Source organism: Ruegeria sp. HKCCA6707, from assembly GCF_013033515.1.
In the GTDB taxonomy this organism is placed as follows: Bacteria; Pseudomonadota; Alphaproteobacteria; order Rhodobacterales; family Rhodobacteraceae; genus Ruegeria.
In genome coordinates, this window is the sequence record NZ_WQEG01000002.1 from 127,939 (window position 1) to 154,664 (window position 26,726).

The 26,726-nt window shown below is 57.2% G+C and carries 23 protein-coding genes; 19 read left to right on the forward strand and 4 right to left on the reverse strand.

What is annotated here, in order from left to right; translation table 11 throughout:
• Window positions 1-2 precede the first annotated feature (2 nt).
• The 7 genes from GOW40_RS06540 (at window position 3) to GOW40_RS06570 (ending at window position 9,013) form a co-directional block, all read left to right on the forward strand.
• Window positions 3-896, forward strand: coding sequence for a 2-dehydro-3-deoxygalactonokinase (locus GOW40_RS06540; protein ID WP_171132834.1), 894 nt, complete (start codon window positions 3-5; stop codon window positions 894-896).
• Window positions 893-1,498 (forward strand): 2-dehydro-3-deoxy-6-phosphogalactonate aldolase, encoded by a 606-nt coding sequence (locus GOW40_RS06545; RefSeq protein ID WP_171132835.1) that lies wholly within the window; start codon window positions 893-895, stop codon window positions 1,496-1,498. The genes GOW40_RS06540 and GOW40_RS06545 overlap by 4 nt, the downstream gene beginning before the upstream one ends.
• Complete coding sequence (locus tag GOW40_RS06550) at window positions 1,495-2,355, forward strand: SMP-30/gluconolactonase/LRE family protein (protein WP_171132836.1); 861 nt, start codon at window positions 1,495-1,497, stop codon at window positions 2,353-2,355. Before GOW40_RS06545 ends, GOW40_RS06550 begins: the two co-directional genes overlap by 4 nt.
• Entirely contained in the window at window positions 2,352-4,253 is a 1,902-nt protein-coding gene (locus GOW40_RS06555; RefSeq protein ID WP_171136670.1) for a beta-galactosidase, read from the forward strand. Before GOW40_RS06550 ends, GOW40_RS06555 begins: the two co-directional genes overlap by 4 nt.
• A gap of 137 nt (window positions 4,254-4,390) precedes the next feature.
• On the forward strand, window positions 4,391-5,404 hold the full coding sequence (locus GOW40_RS06560) for an ROK family protein (protein ID WP_254444346.1): 1,014 nt from the start codon (window positions 4,391-4,393) through the stop codon (window positions 5,402-5,404).
• A gap of 27 nt (window positions 5,405-5,431) precedes the next feature.
• Entirely contained in the window at window positions 5,432-6,364 is a 933-nt protein-coding gene (locus GOW40_RS06565; RefSeq protein ID WP_171132838.1) for a carbohydrate kinase, read from the forward strand.
• A gap of 228 nt (window positions 6,365-6,592) precedes the next feature.
• Window positions 6,593-9,013, forward strand: coding sequence for an FAD-dependent oxidoreductase (locus GOW40_RS06570; protein ID WP_171132839.1), 2,421 nt, complete (start codon window positions 6,593-6,595; stop codon window positions 9,011-9,013).
• A 181-nt stretch (window positions 9,014-9,194) separates the two neighbouring features.
• Here GOW40_RS06570 and GOW40_RS06575 read toward each other — a convergent pair whose 3' ends face one another.
• Complete coding sequence (locus GOW40_RS06575) at window positions 9,195-10,259, reverse strand: ParB N-terminal domain-containing protein (RefSeq protein ID WP_171132840.1); 1,065 nt, start codon at window positions 10,257-10,259, stop codon at window positions 9,195-9,197.
• Window positions 10,252-11,637: an AAA family ATPase gene (locus GOW40_RS06580; protein ID WP_171132841.1), complete on the reverse strand. Its 1,386-nt coding sequence runs from the start codon at window positions 11,635-11,637 to the stop codon at window positions 10,252-10,254. Before GOW40_RS06580 ends, GOW40_RS06575 begins: the two co-directional genes overlap by 8 nt.
• A gap of 571 nt (window positions 11,638-12,208) precedes the next feature.
• Between GOW40_RS06580 and GOW40_RS06585 the strand changes: the two genes are divergently transcribed.
• The 6 genes from GOW40_RS06585 to GOW40_RS06610 all read left to right on the forward strand — a co-directional run bounded on the left by GOW40_RS06585 (window position 12,209) and on the right by GOW40_RS06610 (window position 17,479).
• Complete coding sequence (locus GOW40_RS06585; RefSeq protein ID WP_171132842.1) at window positions 12,209-13,498, forward strand: replication initiation protein; 1,290 nt, start codon at window positions 12,209-12,211, stop codon at window positions 13,496-13,498.
• A gap of 175 nt (window positions 13,499-13,673) precedes the next feature.
• Window positions 13,674-14,003: a cyclic nucleotide-binding domain-containing protein gene (locus GOW40_RS06590; RefSeq protein ID WP_371731827.1), complete on the forward strand. Its 330-nt coding sequence runs from the start codon at window positions 13,674-13,676 to the stop codon at window positions 14,001-14,003.
• Between the two features lie 309 nt (window positions 14,004-14,312).
• The gene (locus tag GOW40_RS06595; RefSeq protein WP_171136671.1) at window positions 14,313-15,308 is read left to right on the forward strand and encodes a nitronate monooxygenase family protein; all 996 of its coding nucleotides are present in this window, start codon (window positions 14,313-14,315) and stop codon (window positions 15,306-15,308) included.
• A gap of 16 nt (window positions 15,309-15,324) precedes the next feature.
• Window positions 15,325-16,107, forward strand: coding sequence for an enoyl-CoA hydratase/isomerase family protein (locus GOW40_RS06600; RefSeq protein WP_171132844.1), 783 nt, complete (start codon window positions 15,325-15,327; stop codon window positions 16,105-16,107).
• Window positions 16,104-16,604 carry a helix-turn-helix domain-containing protein gene (locus GOW40_RS06605; protein WP_171132845.1) on the forward strand — a complete coding sequence of 167 codons (501 nt, stop codon included), beginning with the start codon at window positions 16,104-16,106 and terminating at the stop codon, window positions 16,602-16,604. Before GOW40_RS06600 ends, GOW40_RS06605 begins: the two co-directional genes overlap by 4 nt.
• Window positions 16,601-17,479 (forward strand): haloalkane dehalogenase, encoded by an 879-nt coding sequence (locus tag GOW40_RS06610; RefSeq protein ID WP_171132846.1) that lies wholly within the window; start codon window positions 16,601-16,603, stop codon window positions 17,477-17,479. Before GOW40_RS06605 ends, GOW40_RS06610 begins: the two co-directional genes overlap by 4 nt.
• A gap of 450 nt (window positions 17,480-17,929) precedes the next feature.
• On the opposite strand, the gene GOW40_RS06615 is transcribed toward GOW40_RS06610, so the two are convergent.
• Window positions 17,930-18,661, reverse strand: coding sequence for an aldo/keto reductase (locus GOW40_RS06615; protein ID WP_254444348.1), 732 nt, complete (start codon window positions 18,659-18,661; stop codon window positions 17,930-17,932).
• Between GOW40_RS06615 and GOW40_RS06620 the strand changes: the two genes are divergently transcribed.
• The 4 genes from GOW40_RS06620 to GOW40_RS06635 are packed head-to-tail and all read left to right on the forward strand — an operon-like array spanning window position 18,599 to window position 22,075.
• On the forward strand, window positions 18,599-19,330 hold the full coding sequence (locus GOW40_RS06620; protein WP_254444350.1) for a carbohydrate ABC transporter permease: 732 nt from the start codon (window positions 18,599-18,601) through the stop codon (window positions 19,328-19,330). The two genes, GOW40_RS06615 and GOW40_RS06620, sit on opposite strands and share 63 nt — an antisense overlap.
• The gene (locus tag GOW40_RS06625) at window positions 19,330-19,812 is read left to right on the forward strand and encodes a sulfatase-like hydrolase/transferase (RefSeq protein WP_171132849.1); all 483 of its coding nucleotides are present in this window, start codon (window positions 19,330-19,332) and stop codon (window positions 19,810-19,812) included. The genes GOW40_RS06620 and GOW40_RS06625 overlap by 1 nt, the downstream gene beginning before the upstream one ends.
• A gap of 9 nt (window positions 19,813-19,821) precedes the next feature.
• Window positions 19,822-20,964, forward strand: coding sequence for a sulfatase-like hydrolase/transferase (locus GOW40_RS06630; protein ID WP_171132850.1), 1,143 nt, complete (start codon window positions 19,822-19,824; stop codon window positions 20,962-20,964).
• 19 nt (window positions 20,965-20,983) lie between these two features.
• Window positions 20,984-22,075, forward strand: a complete 1,092-nt coding sequence (locus GOW40_RS06635; RefSeq protein ID WP_171132851.1) for an ABC transporter ATP-binding protein — start codon at window positions 20,984-20,986, stop codon at window positions 22,073-22,075.
• Between the two features lie 250 nt (window positions 22,076-22,325).
• Here GOW40_RS06635 and GOW40_RS06640 read toward each other — a convergent pair whose 3' ends face one another.
• Window positions 22,326-23,288 carry a LysR family transcriptional regulator gene (locus tag GOW40_RS06640; RefSeq protein ID WP_171102962.1) on the reverse strand — a complete coding sequence of 321 codons (963 nt, stop codon included), beginning with the start codon at window positions 23,286-23,288 and terminating at the stop codon, window positions 22,326-22,328.
• A 130-nt stretch (window positions 23,289-23,418) separates the two neighbouring features.
• Between GOW40_RS06640 and GOW40_RS06645 the strand changes: the two genes are divergently transcribed.
• Window positions 23,419-24,426 carry a TAXI family TRAP transporter solute-binding subunit gene (locus tag GOW40_RS06645; RefSeq protein WP_171102960.1) on the forward strand — a complete coding sequence of 336 codons (1,008 nt, stop codon included), beginning with the start codon at window positions 23,419-23,421 and terminating at the stop codon, window positions 24,424-24,426.
• Window positions 24,427-24,508: 82 nt separating this feature from the next.
• Window positions 24,509-26,722: a TRAP transporter fused permease subunit gene (locus GOW40_RS06650; protein ID WP_171132852.1), complete on the forward strand. Its 2,214-nt coding sequence runs from the start codon at window positions 24,509-24,511 to the stop codon at window positions 26,720-26,722.
• The last annotated feature ends 4 nt before the right edge of the window (window positions 26,723-26,726 follow it).

The window sequence follows — 26,726 nt, forward strand, 5'->3', positions numbered from 1 at the left end:
CGATGAACGCTGAATGGATCGCGGTGGATTGGGGCACGTCGCAACTGCGCGTTTGGGCAATGCGCGGCGACATCGTGCAAGACCAAAAGCAATCCGCCAAAGGCATGGGGCGCTTGGACAAGAGCGGGTTTCAACCCGCCCTGTTGGAGCTTGTCGACTGCTGGCTCGGTCTTGACCCTGTTGATGTCATCGCATGCGGTATGGTTGGCGCCCGTCAGGGCTGGGTCGAGGCACCCTATGCGGCTGTACCCTCTGCACCTGTGCCCGACATTCCGATCCGTGTGCCCGATACCGATCCGCGCATCCGCGCCTTTGTTGTGCCCGGTCTGAAACAGGACAGCCCGCCAGACGTGATGCGCGGCGAGGAAACCCAGATCGCGGGTTTTCTGGCCACCCATCCCAACTGGGACGGAATTATCTGCCTGCCGGGCACCCACACCAAATGGGCCCAGATCAGCGCTGGCGAGGTGGTGAGCTTCCGCACTTTCATGACCGGCGAGATGTTTGAATTGCTGCGCAAGCAATCGGTTCTGAAACACTCGATCGGAGATGGCTGGGATGACGACGCCTTTGCCGAGGCCGTCTCAGATGCGCTGTCGAAACCCGAACAGCTGGCCGCACGTCTGTTTGGCCTGCGCGCTGCGGATCTGTTGCACGCGCAAGATGCTTCTGTCGCACGCGCCCGTCTGTCGGGCCTGTTGATCGGGGCCGAGCTGGCCGCCTCGCGTGCCTATTGGCTGGGTCAACAGATCGCGATCATCGGCTCTAAAACCCTGTCCGCTGCCTATGCCACAGCGCTCGGTGCCCAAGGGGCCAGCGTTGAGACCGCAGACGCCACAACAACCACTCTGGCCGGGCTTGCCATGGCCCGCAACCGAACGAGGCAAACAGCATGAGCCGTTCTCTTATCGCCATCCTGCGCGGATTGACTCCCGCCGAAGCCGTGGACGTTGGTCAGGCGCTGATCGACGCAGGCATCGACAAGATCGAGGTGCCGATGAACTCGCCCGATCCGCTGGACTCTATCGGCGCGCTGGCCCAGACCTTTGGGGATCGTGCCCTGATCGGCGCAGGCACCGTGCTGAGCGTAGAGCAGGTCGACGGTGTCGCCTCGGTCGGTGGCAAGCTGATCGTGTCGCCCAATTGCGATACCGAGGTGATCGCGCATACCGCCAAGCTGGGCCTTGAAAGCTGGCCGGGCATCTTTACCCCCACCGAAGCTTTTGCGGCGCTCAAGGCCGGTGCAACCGGGTTGAAACTGTTTCCGGGCGTAATGGCTGGCACAACCGGGCTGGCCGCGCTGCGCGCCGTGCTGCCCGAGGGCACGCAGGTCTATGCCGTAGGCGGCGCGGGCCCTGAAAACTTTGGCGATTGGTTCAAGGCCAGCGCCGACGGGTTTGGCATCGGCTCGGCGCTCTACAAGCCCGGCATGTCGGTGGATGACATCGCCACACGCGCAGCCCAGATCGTTTCCGCCTATGACGCGGCCCTAGCATGAGCCAGGTTTTCGACAACCGCCCCTGCGCCTTGGGGGAAGGACCACTCTGGCACCCCGAACGACAGCAACTGTTCTGGTTCGACATCATCGGCAAACAGCTGATGACGCGCGAAAACGGCGAGGCGAAAAGCTGGAGCTTTGACGAGCATGTCTCGGCTGCAGGGTGGATCGACACCACCACTCTGCTGATCGCCTCGGAAACCGGGCTGTGGACGTACAACCTGGACACCGGTGCGAAAGAGCTTGTGGTGCCGCTTGAGGCCGACAATCCGGTCACCCGCTCCAATGACGGGCGTGCAGACCCCTGGGGCGGGTTCTGGATCGGGACGATGGGGAAATCTGGCGAAACCGGTGCCGGTTCGATTTACCGGTTGTTCCAAGGCGAACTTCGCAAGCTGGTGAGGGATGTCACCATCACCAATGCGATCTGCTTCGCCCCTGACAAAAGCTGCGCCTATTACAGCGATACAGCCTCCGGGCAGGTCATGCGTCAGGCACTTGACCCAGAAACCGGCTGGCCCGCTGGCACGGCCGAGCTTTATCTTGATCTGCGGGATGAAGGCCTGAACCCCGATGGGGCCGTTGTGGACGCAATGGGCAACATCTGGATCGCCCAATGGGGCGCATCGCGCGTAGCGGCCTATGACCCTGCAGGGCGTTTTCTTCAGGCCGTCAGTTTCGAGGCGCAGCATACCTCCTGCCCTGCCTTTGGCGGCGCGGATCTGACCACCCTTTATTGCACTACCGCCAGCGTTGACGTCGATGCGGACACTATGGCGCGTCAACCCAGCAACGGCATGACCTTTGCAGCCGCCAATGCGGGCAAGGGCCAAGCAGAACCACGAGTCCTTCTATGAAACCCGAACTGGGTGTTTGTTACTACCCCGAGCACTGGCCCGAAGACAGCTGGGCCGATGATGCCAAACGTATGGTTGAAACCGGCCTGACATGGGTGCGGACCGGCGAATTTGCCTGGAGCCGGATGGAGCCATCACCGGGCGATCTGCAATTTGACTGGCTGGACCGCGCAGTTGAAACACTGGGCGCGGCGGGCCTCAAGGTGGTGATGGGTACACCCACGGCAACGCCACCGCGCTGGATGCTGGACCGGCACCCCGACATGCTGGCGGTGGATGCTCAGGGAAACCCCCGTAAATTCGGGTCGCGACGGCACTACTGTTTCAGCCATCAAGGCTATATCGATGAATGCCGGCGCATCACCCGGATCATGGGTGAACGCTATGGCCGCAATCCGCATGTGGCCGCCTGGCAGACCGACAATGAATATGGTTGTCACGACACCACGCTCAGCTATTCCCAACCTGCCCTAGCCGCGTTCCGCCTTTGGCTGGCGGAACGTTATGGCACGGTCGCGGCGCTGAACGAAGCCTGGGGCAATGTGTTCTGGTCGATGGACTATGACAGTTTTGATCAGATCGAGCTGCCAAACCTGACCGTGACCGAACCGAACCCGGCGCATGTTCTGGCCTTCCGGCGCTTCAGCTCGGATCAGGTGGTGGCTTTCAACAAGGCGCAGGTCGATGTACTGCGCGAGTTAGCCGACGCGCCGCTGCTGCACAATTACATGGGCCGCGTGCTGGAGTTTGATCACTTCGCAGTGGGTGCCGATCTGGATATCGCCACATGGGACAGCTATCCCATCGGCTTTCTGTCCGACCGGCTTGAGGCTGACGAGGCGCACAAAGCGGCCTATCTTCAGCAGGGTGATCCCGATATGCAGGGCTTTCACCACGACCTCTATCGCGCTGTCGGGCGTGAACGCTGGTGGGTGATGGAACAACAGCCCGGCCCGGTGAACTGGGCGCCGTTCAACCCGGCCCCCCTGCCCGGCATGGTCCGCCTGTGGTCGCTTGAGGCCGTGGCGCATGGGGCCGAGGTGGTCAGCTATTTCCGCTGGCGACAGGCGCCGTTTGCGCAAGAGCAAATGCATGCGGGGCTGCTGACACCGCATGACACCGAGGCCCCCGGCATGGGCGAGGCGCGCCAAACTGCCGAAGATCTTGCACGTTTGGGGGACACATCGGTGCGCCCGGCACAAGTGGCCATCGTGTTTGACTATGCATCAGACTGGGCCTGGGCGACGCAACCGCAAGGGGCGGGGTTTGACTATTTCCGTTTGGTCTTTTCGACCTATCGCGCCCTGCGGCGGGCCGGTTTGTCGGTAGACTTTGTATCGACCGAGAACATCCCGCAAAAAGCTTACAAACTGATCCTGGCCCCGGGGTTGGCCTCGGTGGATGACGCTCTGGCGGCGCGCATCGCGAACGGTTGTGATCTGGCCCTCTTTGGTCCGCGCAGCGGTGCGATCACGCCCGATTTCCAGATTCCGGAGGGCGGGCGCCCCGGCCTTTCCGCTTTGGACTGCCAGGTCGAGCTGGTCGAAAGCCTGCCCCCCACTGTCGAACGTCCGGTCACCGGTGGCGGTGCGGCGCAGCATTGGGTGGAACGCTTGTCCGGCACAGCGCCCAAACTGTTGGAGTTCGAAGACGGCACCCCGGCACTGATGGGCAATGATGACATATGGTACTTGGGCTGTTTCCCGGATGAGCCGCTATGGGATCGGGTCATCGCTCTGGCGGCACAAGCCACGGGCTTAGAGATCTTTTCGATGCCCCCTGGCCTGCGGCGACGCGAAACGGCGCGGCATGAGGTCCTGATCAACTATAACGCCAAGGCGGTCGAGTGGAACGGCGCGCAGGTACCGGGCTGCGGTGTGGTCTTCAACGAACTGTAAGTCGAATAGACGGATGATCATAAGAATTGATACCGCTAACATAAGTTGCTAGAGGCTGTGCAACCCCTGATCGGGTGTTGCGCCGTAATACCGAAGCACGTATCGAACTTGAAAGCAGCTTTTTGGGAACCAGTCTCTTGTCCACCGCACGTTTCCCTACTCCAACGCTGGCCAAGCCCAGCTGGACATTGGTCGCCGATATCGGCGGAACCAATATGCGATTGGGTGTGGTCATCGACGGAGAATTGACGGAGCTGCACAAATTCCCGACCGGTACGAATAGCGACCTGCTGGATGCGTTTCACGCAACCCGCGATGTGGTGGGCAGCAACCCGCTGGCCGTCGTGGCCGCAGGCGCGGGGCCGGTCCGTGACGGCACAATTCATCTGACCAATGCGCAAGTCACCCTGTCCGAGACCGATATCGCGAAGGCCACCGGAGCCGAAAAAACCTTTGTTATCAACGACTTCACCGCCGCCGCCTGGTCGGTGGCCGAGATTGGCAAGGATGACGTACAAGTGCTGCAAGGCGACCCGACCCCACCGACGGGTACCCGGCTTGTGGTTGGTCCGGGAACCGGTCTTGGGGTTGGTGCTTTGCTATGGTCACAGGGCCGCTATCATACGGCATCGGGCGAAGGCGGTCATGTGGGTCTGGCCCCGCGCTATCGCGAAGAAGTGGCGGTGTTCGAGGCTGCCCGAACTCTGGTACCGGAATGCTTCTTCGGCGACAGCCTGGCGGTTGAGGCCGAAATGTTCCTCAGCGGAACCGGCTTGCCGGTTCTCTATCAAGCCATTGGTCTGGCCGAAGGGCTGACGGATGTGGCCGCCCGCCCGGCCAAAGACATCCTGCAAGATGCCCAAACCGCTACAGACCCTGTTGCCGTCCGCTGTGCCGAGATGTTTACCACCCATCTGGCTGCGGTGATCGGCGATATCTCGGTCACCTTGATGCCCTTTGGCGGGATCTTCCTGCTGGGCGGTGTGGCCGACAAGAACCGTTGGCTGTTCGGAGAAGCCTTCCGGTCGGCCTTTAACGCTGGAGGACGGTTCGATTCCGTGCGGCAAGGGCTGAACCTTTACATTTCGAACCACGCCGAATTCGGTGTGATCGGTGCAAACAACTTCTGCAAATCTGCCCTGTCCGATTGACAGAGCACGCACCTGGGAGGGGACCTTATGATCCTGTGCTGCGGTGAAGCCTTGATCGACATGATCGCAGAACCCACGGCCTCGGGCGCGGACGGGTTTGTGCCCCATTCCGGCGGTGCGGTGTTCAACACGGCGATTGCATTAGGCCGTTTGGACGCACCCGTTGGGCTGCTGACCGGGCTCTCGACGGATATGTTCGGCCAGCAACTGGCCGCAGCCCTGCAGGCCAGCCACGTTGAAACAAGCCATGTGATCCAGTCGGACCGCCCCACAACCCTGGCGTTCGTGCAGCTGAAGGACGGGCACGCCAGCTATAACTTTGTCGACGAAAACACCGCTGGCCGGATGTTGCGGCCCGAAGATATGCCACGCCAACTGCCCGGTGCCATTAGCGCACTGTATTTCGGGGGCATAAGCCTGGCCTGTGAACCTTGCGCGGATGCCTATGCTGCCCTGTTGGAGCAACATGGGGCAGATCGCGCGGTGATGCTGGACCCCAATATCCGGCCCGGTTTCATCAAGGATCAAACCCGCTATCGCACCCGTCTGAACCGGATGATCGCGCAAGCCGATATCGTCAAGGTTTCGGATGAGGATCTGGATTGGATCATCCCCGGCCCAGAAACCCTGGATGAGAAAGTACCTTTGCTGCTGCAAGCCGGTCCTGCCGTGGTGATCGTCACGCGCGGCGCCGAAGGTGCGACGGGTTATCTGGCGGATAGCCGCCAAACCTCGGTCCCGGTCGAGCCGGTAAAGGTGGTCGATACCGTGGGCGCCGGCGACACGTTTAACGCAGGTGTGTTGGCCGCGTTAGAAGAGGCAGGTCATCTGTCGAAACCCGGCCTCCGTGCGCTACCGCCCGCCACCTTGCGCGCAGCGCTGGCGCTGGGGGCCAAGGTCGCTGCAGTGACCGTATCGCGCGCAGGCGCAAACCCGCCCTGGTCGCACGAGATCGCGTAACCAATCCCTGCGGCAGATACGTTGATTCTGGCGCTGTGCACCCGCACAGGCCGACAAAAGGGCGCGCGCGCAGACGCATGTGCCAATCCCGTCATATGCCCCCCTGATCCCGTCGCTTTTGTGGTCTGAGATGAGGCTGCCTCACGCGACAATGAATTTTGTCTGGATTGTCGGCTAGGCGGCAATCGTAGATCATCCATCAGACAGAAAAGCGCGCGAGATTTTAACATGCGGACAGAAGCACAGGCAGTTGTAATTGGCGGAGGCGTGATCGGGTGTTCGATCCTTTATCACCTGGCCAAGCTGGGATGGACCGATGTGGTTCTGCTGGAACGCGACGAGCTGACCTCGGGTTCGACCTGGCACGCGGCGGCAAATATCCACGGGCTGCATGACAGCACCAATATCAGCCGCATCCAGCATTATACGATGAACCTGTATAAATCGCTGGAAGAAGAAACCGGCCAAAGCTGCGGCGTGTTTCAGCCCGGCTCGCTCTATCTGGCGCAGACCGAACAGCGCGAGCATCAGCTGAAATTGCAGGCCGCCAAGGCCAAGCTTTATGGCATGAATTTCTATGAGATCAGCATTGAAGAGGCGCAGAAGCTGCACCCGCTGGTCAATTTCGACGGTATCCGCTGTGTGATGTATGAACCTGATGGTGGCAATGTTGACCCTTCGGGCGTGACCAATGCCTATGCGGTGGGTGCGCGTCAACGCGGCGCCGAGATCCATCGTTTCACCCCCGTCACCGCGACCGATCAGCAGGCGGACGGGACGTGGATCGTCAAAACGCCCAAGGGCGACATCCGCACACCCTGGGTGGTGAATGCTGCAGGCCTTTGGGGCCGCGAGGTGGCCGCACTGGCGGGGATCGAATTGCCCTTGCAACCGACCGAGCACCAGTATTTCGTCACCGAAACCATGTCGGATGTTGAAGGGCACGGTACCCGTCTGCCCTCGGTCGCCGATCGGGATGGTGAATATTACCTGCGGCAGGAAGGTCAGGGCCTGCTGGTCGGGGCCTATGAAAAAGACATGCGGTTCTGGGCTGAAGACGGCACGCCGCTGGACTTTGCCCATGACCTGTTCCCCGACGATCTGGACCGGATCGAAGAAAACATGATGAACGCCATCGAACGGCTGCCCGCTGTGGGTGAGGCCGGGATCAAACGGGTGATCAACGGCCCGATGATCTGGTCTCCGGATTCAAACGTTCTGATGGGCCCGGTGCCGGAAGTCGATGGCTATTTCTGTTGCAACGGCATCATCCCCGGCTTTTCCCAATCCGGCGGCATGGGCCTGATGGCGGCGCAATGGATCATTGAAGGTGAGACCGAATATGACATGTTCGCCTGGGATCTGGCCCGCTTTGACAGCTGGGCCACCAAGGACTTCACCAAGGCGCGAGTGCAGGATCAATACGCCCATCGCTTCGCCATCCATTTCCCGAACGAGGAACGCAGCGCGGGCCGCCCTGCGCGCACCCGCCCGGTCTATGAGACGCAAAAGGCCATGGGCGCCGTCTTTGGCCTGAACGCAGGCTGGGAGCATCCGCTGTGGTTCGCCGACACACCTGGTGCGGTCGAGACCAACGGCTTTACCCGGCAGAACTGGTGGGGGCCAGTGGGCGAAGAATGCAAGATGCTGCGGGATCGGGCGGGGATCATCGATATTTCGAACTTTGCCAAATACGTCTGCAAAGGCCCCGGTGCCTCGGATTGGTTGAACGCGGTCTTTGCCAATACCATGCCCAAAACGGTGGGTCGATCATGCCTGACCCCGCTGATTTCCAAACGCGGTGGCATCGCGGGCGATTTCACCGTGACGCGGGTGGCTGAGGATGAGTTCTGGATCATCGGTTCGGGCATGGCCGAACGCTATCACAAACGGTTCTTCAAACAGGTCCCCCTGCCCGAAGGCACCACGTTCACATCCATGACCGACGCGATATGTGGCTTCAACATCGCCGGCCCGAAATCCCGCGAAATCTTGCAGCGGCTGACAAACACCTCTCTGGCCACCGAAGATTTCCCCTTTATGCGGTCAGCCCGGACCGAACTGGCCGGGATCGAAGTGCTGGCCCTGCGCGTCTCATTCACGGGCGATCTGGGGTGGGAGGTCCACTGCCCCACAGAACACCAATCGCGACTCTACACGGCGCTTCTGGAGGCCGGAGCGGCGTTTGACGCGGGACCCGTAGGCAGCCGTGCTTTGATGTCGCTTCGCGTCGAAAAGGGCTACGGCTCCTGGAGCCGTGAATACAGCCCCGAATACTGGCCCCATGAGGTCGGTCTGGACCGGCTATGCAAGTTCGAAAAAGAGTTCCTGAACAAAGACGCCGCGCAGAAGGTGTTGCAGAACCCCGCGCGCGAGCAGCTGGTGATGCTGCATCTGGACGCAGAGGATGTCGCAACGTCGAATGCAGACGCAACCGGAGGTGAGCCGATTTTCAAGGATGGCCAGGGTATCGGACGTGTCACATCCGGTGCTTACGGCTATTCCGTCGGCATGTCGCTGGCGCTGGGATATGTCAAAAACGCCCAACCCGGAGACGCGGTTGAAGTGATGGTTTTGGGCCGTCCGCACAAGGCGGTTATCCTGCATGAACCGCCTTTTGACCCTTTGGGTCAGGTGTTGCGGGGTTGAACGAGGGTTTGGCGGCTTTTTAAGGTTGTGCGTTCAATTACCTGCACAAGGCATTGTTTTGAAATGATTTTCATTGGCCCTCAAAAGCTCTAAGCCTTAAACGCCAAGACAAACCAAAACGAAGAGCCCATGGAAGAAATTGGGGGACAATCAGCCCCCCTACCCCGCTTGTCTGCATGCCTCAGCCCAGAAGTTTTTCGATCTGCGCAATCAAAGACTGAGCGTCATCGGCCGACAAGGTGCGTCCTTTGATCCGGATCCGCAGCTCGTCACTCGACAGCTCTGCCAGTATCGCTCCGCCCCCGGCCAGATCCGTCGCGGGCAGTCGCGAAATTTGCTGAGGACGGCCACCGCGCGGCTTTGAGGTACCCGTTTGCGGGACGGCTTTCAGCGCATTTTCAAGTGCCATCCACTCGGCCTTGGCGTCAACAGCATCGGCGCTTGCCAGAGCATCGCGTAGCTTGGCTTGCGCACCCTCCCTCAGAGCGGCGGCCAGTTTAAGCCCGGCTTTCTCGGACAGCGCGACCGGAAAGCGCAGCAGATCCCCAAGCGCCTCATGCACCATCGCGAAACCACGCACCTTTGACCGCTTGGCCTTGGACGCCGCGCCAAACAAAACATCAACCGCTGCCTCGGTGCTGGGAAAGATCCCCTGCCCCGCCGCCAAAACAGCGATACGACCCCGCTCATAGGGGCTGAGATTGGACCGCAGCTCATTCTCTTCGACCATAGAGACATACGCGCCCTGCCCCGTCCCGGCATCGCGTACGAATGCTGGAATTGCGGCAAAGGCAGGATCGGTCTCGGCCAGCCTGCGGAACGCGTTCAGGCGCCGGAAGCCCGAAATCAATCCATACCCGTCCTCGGTCCGCGTTACCTCAATCGGGGTGCGCAATCCGTGTACACGCAGCGATTCAAGCAGTTCCGCCATCGCCTCTTCGTCTTCGACCATACGGTCACGACGGATGAAATCCGCGTCGATCTGATCCAACGCCAGCTTTTCGGCGACCAACCCTGCCGTCTGCGCTTCCCGCCACAGCTCGGCATCGGTGTGATCCTTGGCCATGGCAACCCGATCCGTTACAGCAGCCATCCCGCCCAAGGCAGCCGCCTCTCCGGCGACCTGCGCGATCGGTGGCGTTGACTTGGTATCAAACGGGCTGATCGAGGGTTTCGTCGCGAAACCTGCCTCCATTTGCTCCAGTTCAGCCGTGTCCGGGGCGATAAGTCTTCTGCGTTTAGCCATTTGCCTCTCCTCCCATCTGAGCATCACGCCACCAACATCCGATCAGAACCTCTTTGAACTCGGCATAGGTTCTGTCGAAAGTTTCCCGCCCCCGTACATAGGTGTCGCGGTTGAAATCGCGGTAGTCGGCTTCGTAGATGCCATTGACCTGTTCCCCGGCCTGACCAACCAGAGCGGTAAAGTCCTGCCGGTAGGCATTCATGAAATCGCCGAAATAGGCTTGGATGACATTGGCCATATCCGTTTGCTGACTGGCATCGAACCGCGTGATGATAGCGCGTACTACATCCCATTCGAACTTAAGTTCTGGTAAACCCGCCGCCCTGTGGGCTGCATTTTCCCCGTCTTCGATACTGGCGAAGGTGGTGTAGAGCATATCAAAGAACCGACCGGTGGAGTCGAATTCCAGGAAACTCGCACCGAGAGGAACCAATAATATATCCGCCGCAGCCAAGGCGTTGATCGTTAGGTACCCAAGAGCAGGAGGCGTATCGAGGAAGACAATGTCGTAGTCATCCAATACACCCTCATCTTGAAGGAAGTTGGTCAACCCGTCCCACAAGGGCCAACTGCGCAGACCCATCCGCCATACCGGGATCTGGAATTCTGCCCAATAGAGGTTCAACTGCGCCCCGATCAAATCGATATTCGGCCAATGGGTTTTCTGAATCACATCCCGCGGCGAGGTGGACAAAGCCTCTTGCAAGGTCTCATCCAGAGGAATTTCGGCCTGACCCGCAGCCGCGCGAACGCGGTTCTCCGACTGCACTGCGCGCGCATAGTCTTTTGCAATCAGAGGAAACACCGTTTGCCACTCATCGGCCACGCGCCCTCCGAGGATCGAGGTCATCGAACCCTGACTGTCCAGGTCAATCACCAAAACCTTATAGCCATCCAGCGCCGCTGACATGGCCAGATGCGCGGCGGTCGACGTCTTGCCGACACCACCTTTGAAGTTCGCCACGGCCACAACCTTGGCCGGTAGACCTTCGGGCCGATAGGGCAGATACTCTTTGGTGCTGACGCCTTCTGCCGCAAAATGCTGTCGCAGAACCAACACCTCATCGAGTGTAAACCACTTTGATCCTCCTTCGCCTTCGCCCTGTGGCAGGTCCGGGTTGGCCTTGAGTACGCGGCGAAGATGGGCAGGTGCGATGGGGATCAGGTACTTCGTGATTTCCCAGGTCGAGAACCGCCGAAGCCGCTTTTCGCCATCGGGTGCATAGCCGCGCCGCGCCAGATCCTCGCGTCCCTTGGCACAGAAAGTGGCGGCTTTTGCGAATCGTGATGTCCCGATAGGATCAGGTAATTTCGACGCCGCTGTATCCGGGTCCAAATTGAAATAAGGCGGGAGCGGAGGTTGGTTGGATTTGTTCACTGTCGTTGCCTCGAAAAATGTTCGCCTTTGCGGCGTATATTCACCAAGTTAGCGAACCTTTTCCTGAGTGGCTATCCCAGAAATTCGAGTTTTCCACAGAACAGGGCTATGAGAGGGGTGTTTCGTCACGAAACTCCTGAATCAATTATTTGAGGACCACACAAATCGTTTCTTTTATTTAGTTATTTTATATATTTTGCGATAATATAATCATTCTTAAACATATACTTAGCCAGGTTAGGGTAACCAAAAACAGGTTCAAAGGTAACCGGATACGGGATCAAAGGAACCAATATACAGGATGTCGGGTCGCTGCTTTCGGTTTAACGGGCACTGATTCTCGGGAAATGGCTGAACTGGGTCTAATTGGGAATTTAGAGCCTGCTTCTTCGGGCCATGATCGGATTGACGAGAGGCCAAATGAGTGGCTTTCTGTGGATAACTCTGAATTCGACGCTTAGGGTACCTGTTTGCGGGATCAGTCCAATCCCGTATTTGGGCACCCAAATATAATTGCAACCTGGGTACCTTTTGTGCAACAAATTCAAAAAACGAGCAGCCAGGCAGAATCATGCCGGATACACAATTGGACATGGATCACCTTTCGGGCGCACTGCGTCGAGAGACGGTGAAGAAGAACGTTGCCGCGATACATATCAGCGGTAAGCTTTCGCTGTTGCAGCGCAAGCTTTCGAATGTGTTGCTTCTCAATGCCTATGATGCGCTGACCTCGGCGACCACCCATACCATTGATGCGCGCACATTGGCGATGATGGTTGGCTATAACTCGAACGATTTTGACACTTTGCGGGCAAGCCTGCGAGCATTGGCAGAGACGGTTGCCGAATGGGATATGCTGGACGAGCAGGGGCGGCAGGAATGGGGCGTGTCCTCGTTGTTGAGTTTCGCCAAACTAAAGGCAGGCGTGTGTGAATATGCCTATTCACCCGCGCTGGCGCAGAAGCTCTACGATCCAAAGATCTATGCTCTGATCAATGTACATATTCAGCGCAATTTCAGCTCTGGCCATGGGTTGGCGTTATACGAAAATTGCTATCGATTTGTCCGAACAGGCTCGACAGGATGGTGGGCTTTGGATGTATTTCGCAAACTGATGGGTGTGGATGGCAGCGACTATTATGCAAGTTTCAAACACCTGAATGCCAAGATTATCAAACCCGCTGTGTCGGAAGTGAACCGAAGCTCGGACATTTTCATCGAACCGGAGTTTCAGAAAAAAGGCCGGAGCGTGACGGACATACGGTTTCGGATCAAAGGCAATCCTCAAAAAGCCATGTTCGAGATTGACGACAATGATGGTGTTCGAAACCTGGAAGTCTATAAAACGCTTCGGGCGCAAGGTGTATCGGACCGATTGGCGCGGCAATGGATTGCGGAACATGGTGAAGACTATGTGCGCGAGAAACTGGATTACGTGAAAGGGCAGGGGGGTGTGAAATCGACAGTTGGTTATCTGTCGGCCGCCCTGCGCGATGACTTTCGTCGGCCCGAATCTGTAAAGCCTGCTGAACCGAACCCTGATGCTATTGCTGCCGCACAACAACGGTCTGAGGAAAAACAGCGAGAGGATCTGGCCTATGCGTCTCGCGCAGCGGAACGCTCGGAGCGTGCGCGCAAGCTGTCGGTAGTCCAAGATCTGGTTTCGCGACGAAACCCGACCCAGAGAGACGCTGATAAGCGGCTCTTTATGGCTGGGCTGAAAGATGATCTGGACCGCGAACATTTTCGGGCACATGGTTGGCGGTCAGGTCTGAACGCCGCGGCGATCATAAACTTCTGGGCGGAGCTCGAGCCCGAGGCTTTTGAGGATCACTATCCCGAAGAGCCGCCGCCCCAGTGATGTGCAAAATAGCGCTATAATGAGCATTGCAAGTATGGCGTGATAATAGTGTAGGGAGGTTCGGTTTTGTCCTCGGCCATATGCGCGACAGATCTCTTTCAATTCGTCTGGCCGAACGCGCGCTATTGGATATCGATCGGCTTATTGAATCGACACGTTTGCAAGGGCGTACGGGATACTTGCGTGCGGCGAGGCAGGTGAGGTTGTTATCCAAAAGAACGCACCAGCGCGAGGCGTTTATTTCATTGCTTCAGGCGCCGTTGAATTGGAGATGGGTGGCCAGAGCTGGAGGCTAGGGCGTGGTGATATCTTCGGGCAGGCCGAGTTATTGCTTCGGCAAAAACGCCGCGCCTCCGTCCGAGCGATTGTGCCCACAACACTATTCGTGCTGGACGAGGAACGATTCCGTAGGCTTGTTGAGCGCAGTAGGGCGTTGCGGGAAGGTGTCATAACGAGCGCTGCAAACCAAGGTGTTGAGATAGAACAGCTTCTTGAACCGAAGTAGCGCGCGGAATCCCAAATCGCACGACGACCAGACCTATGGCTGCTGGGTCACCGGTGACGGAACAGAGTGTTTATTGGCGCGTGAACTGCCAAGATTTGCTGCGGACGCCAGTGATCCGACGACATTTGCTTTTGGGGATCGCGCAGGTGCATTGACCGACAACTCACAATCCTAACTCCGTCACGACGTTACGGCATTCTCCCGAACCCGGCTGGAATCAGCTTGCGTGGTCCATTAGGGAAATATAACTTCGATAAAGAAAGCTATTTTTTGGACCTCAGGTTCAGCCCGAAAAACGAAGGACAATCCATGAAAACCCGTATCACCGAAATGTTCGGTATCGAGCACCCAATCCTGCAGGGCGGCATGCACTATGTCGGGTTTGCCGAACTGGCCGCCGCCGTGTCAAACGCAGGCGGATTGGGTACGATCACCGCGCTGACACAGAAATCTCCTGCCGACCTTGCCAATGAGATCGCGAAATGCCGCGACATGACCGACAAGCCTTTCGCGGTCAACCTGACATTCCTGCCCACTGTCAATGCCCCCGATTATCCGGGCTATGTCAAAGCCATCATCGACGGAGGGGTGAAAGTCGTGGAAACTGCAGGTCGCAACCCATCCGAGGTTTTGCCATATCTCAAGGATGCAGATATCAAGGTGATCCACAAATGCACCTCGGTACGTCACTCGTTGAAAGCGCAAGAGATTGGCTGTGACGCAGTGTCGGTGGACGGGTTCGAATGCGGCGGCCACCCCGGCGAAGATGACATTCCCAACATGATCCTATTGCCCCGCGCTGCGGACGAGTTAGAGATTCCCTTTGTTTCGTCGGGTGGCATGGCCGATGGGCGCAGCCTGGTTGCCTCATTGTCGATGGGTGCCGAAGGTATGAACATGGGCACACGTTTCATTGCCACGCAGGAAGCGCCGGTACACCAGAGGGTCAAGGATGCCATCGTCGCGGCGAGCGAATTGGACACACGTCTTGTCATGCGCCCGCTGCGCAACACCGAACGGGTGCTGAGCAATGCGGCGGTCGAACGCCTTTTGGAAAAGGAAAAGAATCTGGGCGACAAGATCCGGTTCGAGGACATCATCGAAGAGGTCGCGGGCGTCTATCCGAAGGTCATGCTCGATGGTGATATGGACGCCGGCGCCTGGTCCTGCGGCATGGTCGCTGGATTGATTGACGACATCCCCACCTGCAAAGAGTTGATTGACCGGATCATGGATGAAGCCGATGCGATCATTGTCAAACGGCTGGCCACCATGTCAGGCGGTGTTCGCGTTGCCGCAGAATGATCAAAGGGACGGCTACATGAGATATGAAACACTGGGCTGGGCCTTTGAAAACGGCGTCGTCGAGATCACGATGAACCGCCCTGACAACGCCAACGCCTTGAATGCACGGATGGCCGATGAACTGTTCGATGTCGCCTGCCGATGCGAGGCGGAAGGCGCGCACGCCGTGATCGTCACAGGCGCGGGCAAGATGTTCAATGGTGGTGGCGATCTCGCCGAGTTCGAGGCCGCCGCGAACAAGTCGGACCACGTGACCCGAATGGCGACGATCCTGCACGCCGCGCTGGCACGATTGACCCATTTGGACGCGCCCGTCATTACCGCCGTAAACGGTTCCGCTGGCGGCGGTGGTTTTTCCATCGCCATCTCGGGCGATATCGTTCTGGCTTCGGACAGGGTCAAGTTCGTCTCGGCCTATACCGCCTCGGGGCTGACCCCGGACGGGTCATCGACCTATTACATTGCCAAGCATGTGGGGCTTCTGCGCGCCAAAGAGCTTGTACTGACCAATCGTGTTCTCAGTGCTGATGAGGCCTGTGAATGGGGCCTCGTCACCCGCGTGGTCGCGGCTGAAGACCTGATGAGAGAGGCGCGCAAACTCGCCAACCGGTTCGCCAAGGGTCCAACCAAAGCTTATGGCGGGGCCAAGCGCCTTCTCGAAACGGCATTCTCCGAAAGCTTCGAAGCGCAGCTTGACAAGGAAACCCGTTCCATCACCGCCATGATGCGCACCCACGACGGCCCGCACGGGATCGCCGCGTTCCTGGCCAAGCAAAAGCCGGAGTTCAAAGGCGAATGACCCGCACACCGATCACCGACGATTGTGGTGTGGCCCAGGCGCTCAACGTGGTGGGCGAATGGCGCACCCTTCTTGTGTTACGCAATCTTTTCAACGGGATGCACACCTTCGATGCGCTTCAGGATCACCTGGGCATTTCCACCAGCGTTCTGGCGGCACGACTGAAAACGCTGACTGAGCAAGGTGTGATCGAAAAGCTGCCCAACCCCGAGGATGGGCGCTCGCATGAATACCGACTAACCGAGAAAGGGCTCGATCTCTACCCGGTGCTGGTTGCGCTTCTGCACTGGGGAGAGAAATGGGCCCCAAACGGGCGTGGACCACGCCTCACGCTGGTGGAACGGGAAACAGGGCGGCCGGTGCAAGAGATAGCCGTGACGGCGCAAGACGGACGGATACTTGGCCCACGCGATGTAACCCCGGTTCTGGGCCCCGGCGGCAGTGACCACATGCGCGCGATGATTGCGCGCTGGACGAAAAAGGAGAAACGGCAATGAGTTCCGACTGGGCGGCGCAAAAGCGCAAAGTAGCAGTGGATGGTCATGACATGGCCTATGTTGAACGCGGCGAAGGACGGCCAATCGTGTTCCTCCACGGCAATCCCACCTCGTCCTTCCTATGGCGCGACGTCATGCCCGAATGCGAGGGGCTGGGTCGCCTCATTGCGCCCGATCTGATCGGCATGGGCGATTCCGAAAAACTGCCCGATCCCGGCCCAAATACCTACACGTTTGAAACCCATCGCCGCTTTGTCGAGGGCTTCCTTACCGCCGTGGGCGTGACGCGCGATGCGGTTCTGGTCATCCACGACTGGGGCTCGGCACTGGGCTTCGACTGGGCCAACCGTCACCGCGATGCCGTTTCCGGCATTGCCTACATGGAAGGGATCGTGAAACCACTGGCCGACTGGTCCGAGTTCAACCCCCAGGCTGCGCCGCTCTTCCAGGGCTTCCGCTCGGAAAAGGGCGAAGAACTGGTGCTCGACCGCAATCTTTTTGTCGAAAAGGTTCTGCCTGGCTCTGTCCTCCGCGACCTGACCGAAGCAGAGCAGAATGAATACCGCCGCCCCTTCCGAAACCGGGAAGACCGTTGGCCGACGCTGACCTGGCCGCGCCAGATTCCAGTTGGTGGCGACCCGGCAGACGTAACCACGATTGCCGCGCAGTACGCGGATTGGATGGCGGAAAACGACCTGCCAAAACTCTTCGTAAATGCCGACCCCGGCGCAATCCTCGTCGGCGCAGCGCGTGACTTCTGCCGCAGTTGGAAAAACCAGCAGGAGATAACCGTCAAAGGCAGTCACTTCATCCAGGAAGACAGCGGGCAACAGATCGGCCAAGCCTTAGCTGCATGGTTGCGAGCTTTGGCTTGAGCCCCTGCCGCAAGAGCCACCAACACAAAAGGTATACATGCAGGCACTTACAATTAGGTCCGAGAATTGGACCCAAGCTGTGGTCGTTCAAGGTTTCCTGTGTCGCCCATCAACAAGTTCTTGGGCGGTGAATTGATCTTCCGCGATCCCGAACCAAGGGTCATCGGCGTTTTCTTTCCGACAAAACCGGATCATGTGAAGCCTGCTGGCTTTGTCATGGGCGGACTAACATCTGCTTTTCTTGACCATATCCCGGGTCCGCTTGCCGTTACCGCTTTGACGAAATCATGCCCAAATAACCTGTTCGAAAACTATTCGACCAGCACAAACTTCAGATGATGCATTCTCGTCAATCCAGGCTCAAAGTTTGTGACACATCCCTGAGGGGTTTCACCATTCTCGCAAATCTTGGTATGCCTCGTAAGCGCGAGCCAGGCGGTCGCGACGCAATCACCCTTCGAGATTGAGCCAAGCCACTTCCTCGGCAGTCAGATCAAGACCAGGGCCAGGAAGTGTCGACGCGATCTCACCCGGGCTTCGTGGACCGATCAAAGCAAGCGATGGGAATGACTGCGCGAGAACCCAGGCTGTCGCGATGTTGTGGGCCGAGACGCCATATTTCGTAGCAAGTTCTTCGGCGCGTGCGCGGCGAATTTCATTATCCGACCCGCCAAAGCAGACGTCAGGTCGCGTAGCTTCGGGCAACCGGTTGCGCAGCTCTTCTGGGAGGAAGAAGCCGCGTGCCTGGCTGGACCAGCTTACATGCACCACGTTGTTCTTGCGCAGATGCGCAAGCGTTTCAGGGTTGTTTGAAGTAACGCATCCTGGCCAGACAGGTTTGATCATCTGGGCCAATGACAGATTGTTGTTCAAGACCGTTGGCGCGGTCAGGCAATTTTCTTTTGCATAGGTGCAAGCCTCGTCAAATCGTTCGATGCTCCAGTTCGAACCGCCCCAGATTCCGATACGACCAGCGGCAATCTCTTTGGCAATCGCATCCACAAATTCGCCGACCGGGATGTCAGGATTGTCGCGATGCATGACATAAATCGGGGCAAATGAAAGCTGCAGCCGTTCAAGCGATATTGATAGCTGCGCACCGATTGCATCTGGCAGATCATGACCTCTTTCAAATCGCCTACCGAGGCGATTGAGGTTCCGGCGCGCTTGTTTCCGCGTCAATTCGACTTTGAAGCTTATTATCGCGTTTTCGAGCGTATTCCCTTTTGGGATATGTTCTATACATCGATCTGGTCCGTCCTGGCGCGTACCATAGCGCAGGTGGTGTTCTGTTCTATGGCGGGATACGCGTTTGCGCGCCTGAATTTTCCGTTCCGCAATACGCTTTTCATCATGTTGCTGGAGATCATGATGGTCCCGCGCGAAATCTACTTGTTGCCTCAAACCGAAATCATGAAATCTCTGGGACTGATCGACACAGTTGCTGCACTAGCGGCCCCCGGGTTGTTCAGTGCGTTTGGGACCTTTTTGATGCGGCAGTTCTTCCTGACGCTTCCGCCTTCGTTGGAGGAAGTTGCGCGTATTGATGGTGCAAGCAGAATTCGGATATTTTTTGAAATCATGCTGCCCTTGGCCAAACTGGGTCTTATTGCGCTCGCAATATTTACGGCGCTCTGGTCATGGAACGAGTTGCTATGGCCGTTGGTTGTGAATTCGGACCCGTCAAAACTCAACCTCGCAGCGGGGATTTCAACGCTCAACGGCGAATACACGATCGACTACCCGATGCTTATGGCCGGGTCTTTGATGGCTCAATTGCCCATGATCGTTCTCTTTTTCCTTCTGCAAAAGAAATTTGTTGAAGGCATCGCAACATCTGGATTGAAGTAATGCGGAACGCAGCCATAAAAAAACAGCCGAATGTTCTGATCTTCATGACAGATCAGCAGAGCAGCTATACGCTTTGCGATGGGCACTATGCCCGTGCAAAAAACCCCCATCTGGACCGCTTTCGCAAACGTGCAGTGACATTCACCAATGCCTATACGCCTTCGCCGCATTGCTGCCCATCGCGCGCAAGTTTTTTCACATCAAAATACCCATCCGAACATGGTGTCTGGAACAATGTGAACGTTACCAACGCCCTCTCGCGCGGCCCGAGAGAGGCCACACCTTTTTGGTCTCGCGACCTTAAGCAAGCCGGATATGATCTTGCGTTCAGTGGCAAGTGGCACGTCAGCAACTCCGAGCAACCTGCCGATTTTGGTTGGATGGAGTTAAAAGTGACCGCCCAGGGGTCTGGGGTCAGCCTCAGTGCGGATGAACAAAGATCGCGTGCGAGGACCAAAGAAATAAAATTGCTTGAAAGCTAAAACCCTGCTTTGACAGAAACAAATCGTCAACCAGGGCAGATCATTCGTCCCGGCTGGCCAAACTATACGCATTTTGGCACAGCCGAAAATCCGTTCGACGATCTGCTGGTGGTCGATACAGCGATCAAGCAGGTGAAATCCTACGCCGATACTTCAGACGAAGCGTTGCCTTGGTGCATGTATGTTGGAACTTTAGGGCCGCATGATCCATATACGCCACCGTCTAAATACCTTGATTGGTATGACCTGTCAGATATTGAGCTGCCCCAAAGCTTCGACGATACAATGGATGACAAACCGGGCTTGTATCGGCGTACACGAGACCGCTTTGATCAGCTGACAGCCGAGGAGCATCGCGATGCCATAAGGCACTATCTTGCCTTTTGCAGCTACGAGGATGCGCTTTTTGGAAAGCTTGTCTCCGCGCTAGAGGAGACGGATCAATTGGACAACACGGTCGTTGTATTTCTCTCGGACCATGGCGACTATCTGGGCGAACATGGCCTCTGGGGAAAGGGATTACCCGCGTTTCAATCCGCCTATCGCATTCCCTTGGTCATCGGCGGGCCAGGAATCTCTCCCGATCTTCAAGGCGCCCAATTGGATCACCCGACATCAATCGTAGATGTCGGCCCGACCATCGTAGAATTGTGCGATGTGGAACCAAGTTATCAGGTATCGGGCACTTCCCTAGTCCTGCTTTTGACAAATTCGTCGCAAGAAACACCAAAGCCAGATGTTTTTTTCCAATCCAACGGAAACGAGGCCTTCGGCATTCAACGCGCGGTTATCAGCGATGGTTGGAAGCTGGTCTATAACATGTTTGATCAAGACGAGTTGTACGATCTTGGAAAAGATCCGGAAGAAATAACGAATCTTCTGGCCGATCCGGTCGGTCAAAGAAAGGTTGGCCGCGGGCCGTTGGATTCGATTCCGTCCAATCTTCGCGCGAAGGTCGAGGAGCTTTATCGCAAGCTTTGGAAGTTTGGCATCGCGCATGACGATGAGAATATCAACGGATATGTTCTTACAGCACTTGCCCCATTTGGGCCCGGCATCGTCGCCGACCCGAGCAGCTCAAAAAACTATTTGGGTAACGACGAAGCGAACTCCTTGAACACCCAACAACTTTCTGGCTCCACGCCTGTCTGACAACCTGTGAGCATCTACAATGTCTAATATCGAGATCAAGTCTGTCGTAAAAAGATACGGCGGCATGGACGTCATTCATGGGATTGATATCAAAGTCGACGAAGGCGAATTCGCCGTATTGGTCGGTCCTTCTGGCTGTGGCAAATCCACTTTGTTGCGAATGGTTGCTGGCCTGACTGAAATTTCAGAGGGAGAAATCGCAATTGGTGGTCGCGTGGTGAACGACCTGCCCCCTGGTGAGCGGGATATCGCGATGGTTTTCCAGAACTACGCTCTGTATCCTCATATGACCGTCGCACAAAATATGGCTTATCCACTGCGTGTAAAGCGAGCTGGCAAGGAAGAGATCAAAAGGGCCGTGAACGAAGCGGCAGAGGTGCTGGGGCTTCAGGCGCTTCTTGATCGCAAGCCTGGGCAGCTGTCAGGCGGGCAAAGGCAACGGGTCGCGATGGGTCGGGCCATTGTGCGCGATCCGGCTGTTTTCCTTTTTGACGAACCGTTGTCGAACCTTGACGCGAAGCTCAGGGTCAAGATGCGCGCAGAGATCAAGGCGCTACACCAGAAGCTGAAAACGACAATTGTCTATGTGACCCATGATCAAATTGAAGCCATGACAATGGCTGACAAGATTATTGTTCTGGACGGTGGGAATGTCTCACAAATCGGTACGCCGCTTGAACTGTATACTGCTCCAGCTAACAAATTTGTGGCGACGTTCATCGGCTCACCCGCGATGAATATTCTACCAGCGCAAATTCGGGCCGATGGCCGACCTGCAATTTCCGATGGCCAGACGATTGACCTGGACACGAGTTTGCCAGCCGGCGCAGAAATCGAACTCGGAGTTCGGCCCGAGCATATTGGTCTTGCACCCGTCGGTGAAGGCTTGAAGGCGACGGTGAAGCTTGTTGAACCAATGGGCGCGGAAACGCTTCTTTACTGCGATGTCGCCGGTTACGAAGTTCTCGCAAGTGTCAAGGAGTACCCGGATGTCACCCAAGGTGGAACAATCCATCTAGCAGCCGAGCCCGGCAAATTTCATGCCTTTGACACCAACACTGAGAACGCGATTTCTTTTCTGTCTGACACCTCATCCACCGGGCTGATCTAGGCTCTGGACCAATTGATTTATATTAGGCGGTGTGGTTCGCGGGGGTGTGGCGCAAACTATTGTCCGATCAAAGTCAGCGTTATGCTAGATGCTACTATCGTGCGAACTCAGGAAACACCCGAAAGCCAGATGTCGTGGTGCTGGGGAAAGGCCATCCACCCGCTAAACACTAGCGCATCAACAGCCAAATCTTTGCATCAGAGCCGTAATCACTACCCAAACAAGTAAGCCGTTCGGATCGTTGGCGATGTCAGTTACTGTCGTTTGCACCAATCTTTTTGACGCTTGGTTCCGCATCCAATTCCGTCAGCTTGTTCAGAACTTCAGCCATCCATCCGGCTTTGATCTTCAAAGCCAGCTGTGATGGGGGGCGGTGGTTTGGTTCCAGGATCGCGTACTCATACTGCAGCGGGCTTTTCAGCGGAACAAACACCACTTTGCCTTTGGATGCATTCAACTCGCGCTCTGTCGCGACGGTTAGGGGGTCGACGATAGAACAGCATTGGCCCGAGCTGACAAAGGGGATCAGCGGTAGAAAATACTGGCAGTTCACAGTCAGATTGTAATCGACGCCGCTTTCTTGAAAAGCGTTTTGGATTCTGGTTTGGAACGGGTGTGTCGCGTGCAGTCCGCCAATAGGTACGCCATCAAGATCTGAGATTGCGACACTGCTGCGCGTCGCTAGCGGGTGATCACGGTCGACCGCGCAAAAGCAGTTTGCGCGGATCAGTTCGGCGGAGTACTGCGGCTCTTTTCCCGACGAATGTTCGAAATCGGCAAAGCCGAAATCGATATTCTGGGTGCCGGCCAATTCCATGATCTGCAGAGAACTGCGCGTCGACAGCGTGATTCGGATGTCGGGGTTCTCTCCCAGCGACTTGCTGATGAAATGAGGGAAGAGAAAGGTCGAAGGGCCGGGCATGGTGGCGATGTTGAGACTGCCGGAATGGCCCTTGATCAAACCTTCCATCGTGTTCGAAATGACCGAAAGGCGATCCAGAATGCCGGTGGTTTCTGCCAGCAGGTAATGCGCCTCAGGCACCGGGACCAATCTGCGTCCTTTGCGTTCGAACAAAGTAAGGCCCAGGTTTTTCTCGAGTGTTTTCAGGGCCAAACTGATGGCGGGTTGGGTGCGGTTCAATTTCTTCGCGGTTTGCGAAATGGAGCCGGTTTCCATCACTTCGCGAAACACGGTGAGCTGCGTCAGGTTCATGTGGAAATTTATAAGCCAAACTTTAGTTTTATGAAATATAACAAATTTGTATTTATGCGAATTCTCTTTAGGCTCATCAAAATCGAAGTTCGGGCAAACCGAATCCGACGAACCAACACTGGAGAACAAGATGAGTTTTATGAAAAGCTTGACCGGCCTGGCCCTGGCGGCAGCCTTTGCTGCACCGGCTTTGGCGCAGGACCCGACCTTTTTCCGTATCGGCACCGGCGGTGCTGGCGGAACCTACTTCCCCATCGGTGGCACCATCGCAAACGGCATCTCGGCCCCTCCGGGCTCGCGCCCCTGTGAAGAAGGTGGCCAATGTGGTGTTCCGGGCCTGATCGCGATTGCGCAATCGACCACCGCGTCGGTCTTTAACAATGCTGCTGTTCAAAACGGTGAGCTTGAGGCCGGTCTGGCGGCTGCTGACGTGACCCGCTCGATGTATCTGGGTGAGGGTAAGTTCGAAGGCAAGCCGCATCCCAACCTGCGGATCGTCGCCAACCTGTTCCCCGAAGATCTGCACCTGGTACTGCCTGCGGGCGAAACCATCGGTGATCTGAGCGATCTGGAAGGCAAGCGCGTCGGTATCGCGCAGGCCGGATCGGGCACGCAGGTTGCCGTTCTGCAAATGCTGGAAGCCTGGGGTGTGACCCGCGACAACATGGATGAGGCCGAATTGAACAACAGCCAGAGCGCCGAGCGTTTGGCCGATGGTCAGCTGGACGCCTATTTCTATGCGGCGGGCTGGCCGGTTGCCGCGATGGTGCAGCTGTCCTCGACCAAAGGTATGAACCTGCATTCGTTCAGCGACGAAGATCTGGCCAAGATCAACGAGATCATCCCGGCCTATATCCCGTCGGCCATTCCTGGTGGTGTCTATGAAGGTATCGATACGGAAACCAAAACCCCTGCGGTCAGCGCGATGCTGGTTGTCTCGTCAGAGCTGTCGGACGATCTGGTCTATCAACTGACCAAGGCATTGTGGAACGACAACACACGCAAGCTGCTGGACAACGGCCACGCCAAAGGCAAGCAGATCACGCCTGATACGGCGCTGGACGGTGTTGCCGCGCTGGGTGTTCCGCTGCATCCGGGTGCCGAGAAGTTCTATAAAGAAGCCGGGCTTCTTCAGTAACCACATCACATCGCAATGAAATCGCCGGTGCCCCATCCTCGGGGCACCGTACAGCCGATCTATGCGAAGGCAGGGGGCCGCAATGACCGACAATCAGCAGCTTGATGACCACGAATTGACCGCCGAAGAGCTTGCGGCCATCGAAGAACAGTTCGACGAAGGCGCAGCGGTTCGTCAGGTGAGCCCAACCACCGGAATGGTGTTGCGCGTTGTTGCCCTGATTTTCGCAGCTTACGAATTCTTTACCGCCGGGTTTGGCCTTCCAGCCGATCACTGGCATATGGGCATCTATCTGGCCCTGCTGTTCATCCTGGTCTATGCGACGATCCCGATAATCGGGTCAAAAAACCTCTATGCTCTCAAGGTCAGCCGGTTCCGGATCGGCAATATTCCTCTTTATGATCTTGTCTTCATGGGGCTTGGCATCATCGCCGCTCTGTATGTGGGTGTTGCCTGGCGCGGCATTCCGTTCCTCGGGATCGAGGAACAGACCTTCCGCATGGGTAATCCGAACACCTATGACGTGATCCTTGGCGTCATCATCATCTTGCTGGTGCTGGACATTGCGCGCCGCACGCTGGGATGGGTGCTGCCGCTGATCATCTGTGTCTTTATTTCATACGCCTTGCTGGGGCCGTATTTCCCCGGATTGCTGCAGCATCCTGGCGTGAACTTCAAAACCTTCGTGTCGTCGATGTATTTCCCGCAAGAGGGGATCTATGGCGTCACGCTTTGGGTGGTTTCGACCATCGTGTTCCACTTTGTCCTGTTTGGCGTGATCGCACAGCGCACCGGTTTGGGGCAATTGTTCATCGACAACGCCACGATTTTGGCGGGTCGCTATACCGGCGGTCCGGCAAAAGTGTCGGTGGTATCCTCGGCCTTCTTCGGCACGATCTCTGGTTCTTCGGTGGCGAACACCGTTTCGACCGGTGCGTTGACGATCCCCAACATGAAGCGCCTTGGATACCCCGGCCATTTTGCAGGCGGGGTTGAAGCCGCGTCATCGGCAGGGGGGCAGATCACGCCGCCCATCATGGGGGCTGCGGCCTTTATCATGGCCGAGTTCCTTGAGGTCCCTTACACGACAATCGTGATCGCCGCGATTTTCCCTGCGATCCTGCACTATGTCGGCGTCTTTGCCGTTGTGCACCTGATGGCGCGCAAGCTGAACCTGCAAGGTCTGGCCAAGGAACAACTGCCGCAGCTCAAGGCCGTTTGGGCCGAAGGTTGGGCCAATATCGTGCCGCTGATCGGGCTTCTTGTGGTGCTGTTTACGGGATATACGCCGTTCATGTCGGCCTTTTGCGGCATTTCGCTGGCTGTCATCGCGGGCATGTCGCGGGTCAAGCAACCGCCGACACTGATCTATGCTGTTGCGTTCCTGGCCTTTGTGCTGTGGAAGTTTTCCGATGGCGGGTTTGATCTGACCATGACGGCCATACTGTGTGGCTTGTCGGTGATCGCCACTTTTAACCCACAGAAACGCATCGAAGTGCCTGAGATGCTACAGGCGGTCGAACTGGGTGTGAAATATTCGCTGGCTGTGGGTGCTGCTGCCGCTGCGGTCGGCATCGTGGTGGGTGTGATCAACACAACCGGTATCGGTTTCCGCATCGGGTTCATGGTGACCCAAGGGGCAGGCAATCTGGCGGCAGATGTCTACAACATGATCTCGTTTGGCAGTTTCCAGCTGTTTGCGTTGGAAGACTTGCAGCTGTTCATCTCGCTGGTCTTCATTGCCATCGTCTGCATTCTGATGGGGGCGGGCATTCCGACTACGGCGCTTTACATCATGCTGGTCTCGGTCGCGCAGCCTGCGCTGGCGCAGCTGGGTGTACCGCCCATCGCCTCCCACCTGTTCGTGCTCTATTACGGCGTGGTGTCCGAGATTACGCCACCGGTTTGTACTTCGGCCTATGCGGCGGCGGCCATCGCAAACTCGAACCCGTTCCGAACTGGCTTGTCGGCCTTCACTCTGGGCTTGGGCAAGGTGATTGCACCAATGGCCTTTGTCTATGCGCCGGTGCTGCTGTTTGTGTCGTCGACAGGCTTTGATCTGTGGGAGTTCACCTATACCGCCACCAGCTGTATCGCAGGCGTCATCGCCCTTTCGGCGGCGGTTGTGGGCTATTGGTTGAAACCACTGAACCTGGCGTCACGGATCCTGATGGCCATCGCCGGTGTGATCTTTGTGGCACCCAGCCTGACGGCTGATCTGGTTGCTCTGGCTGTGGCCTCACCCGTGATCATCACCCAGTTGATTGGCCGCAGCCGCAGTCAGTCACCGGCCTGAAAGG

Coding starts and splice junctions, on each gene's coding strand:
- GOW40_RS06555 (WP_171136670.1), top strand. CDS start 2,352: ATGAAACCCGAACTGGGTGTTTGTTACTACCCCGAGCACTGGCCCGAA.
- GOW40_RS06570 (WP_171132839.1), top strand. CDS start 6,593: ATGCGGACAGAAGCACAGGCAGTTGTAATTGGCGGAGGCGTGATCGGG.
- GOW40_RS06620 (WP_254444350.1), top strand. CDS start 18,599: ATGACCTCTTTCAAATCGCCTACCGAGGCGATTGAGGTTCCGGCGCGC.
- GOW40_RS06645 (WP_171102960.1), top strand. CDS start 23,419: ATGAGTTTTATGAAAAGCTTGACCGGCCTGGCCCTGGCGGCAGCCTTT.
- GOW40_RS06650 (WP_171132852.1), top strand. CDS start 24,509: ATGACCGACAATCAGCAGCTTGATGACCACGAATTGACCGCCGAAGAG.
- GOW40_RS06640 (WP_171102962.1), bottom strand. CDS start 23,288: ATGAACCTGACGCAGCTCACCGTGTTTCGCGAAGTGATGGAAACCGGC.
- GOW40_RS06585 (WP_171132842.1), top strand. CDS start 12,209: ATGCCGGATACACAATTGGACATGGATCACCTTTCGGGCGCACTGCGT.
- GOW40_RS06595 (WP_171136671.1), top strand. CDS start 14,313: ATGAAAACCCGTATCACCGAAATGTTCGGTATCGAGCACCCAATCCTG.
- GOW40_RS06565 (WP_171132838.1), top strand. CDS start 5,432: ATGATCCTGTGCTGCGGTGAAGCCTTGATCGACATGATCGCAGAACCC.
- GOW40_RS06575 (WP_171132840.1), bottom strand. CDS start 10,259: ATGGCTAAACGCAGAAGACTTATCGCCCCGGACACGGCTGAACTGGAG.
- GOW40_RS06540 (WP_171132834.1), top strand. CDS start 3: ATGAACGCTGAATGGATCGCGGTGGATTGGGGCACGTCGCAACTGCGC.
- GOW40_RS06605 (WP_171132845.1), top strand. CDS start 16,104: ATGACCCGCACACCGATCACCGACGATTGTGGTGTGGCCCAGGCGCTC.
- GOW40_RS06635 (WP_171132851.1), top strand. CDS start 20,984: ATGTCTAATATCGAGATCAAGTCTGTCGTAAAAAGATACGGCGGCATG.
- GOW40_RS06625 (WP_171132849.1), top strand. CDS start 19,330: ATGCGGAACGCAGCCATAAAAAAACAGCCGAATGTTCTGATCTTCATG.
- GOW40_RS06550 (WP_171132836.1), top strand. CDS start 1,495: ATGAGCCAGGTTTTCGACAACCGCCCCTGCGCCTTGGGGGAAGGACCA.
- GOW40_RS06610 (WP_171132846.1), top strand. CDS start 16,601: ATGAGTTCCGACTGGGCGGCGCAAAAGCGCAAAGTAGCAGTGGATGGT.
- GOW40_RS06545 (WP_171132835.1), top strand. CDS start 893: ATGAGCCGTTCTCTTATCGCCATCCTGCGCGGATTGACTCCCGCCGAA.
- GOW40_RS06600 (WP_171132844.1), top strand. CDS start 15,325: ATGAGATATGAAACACTGGGCTGGGCCTTTGAAAACGGCGTCGTCGAG.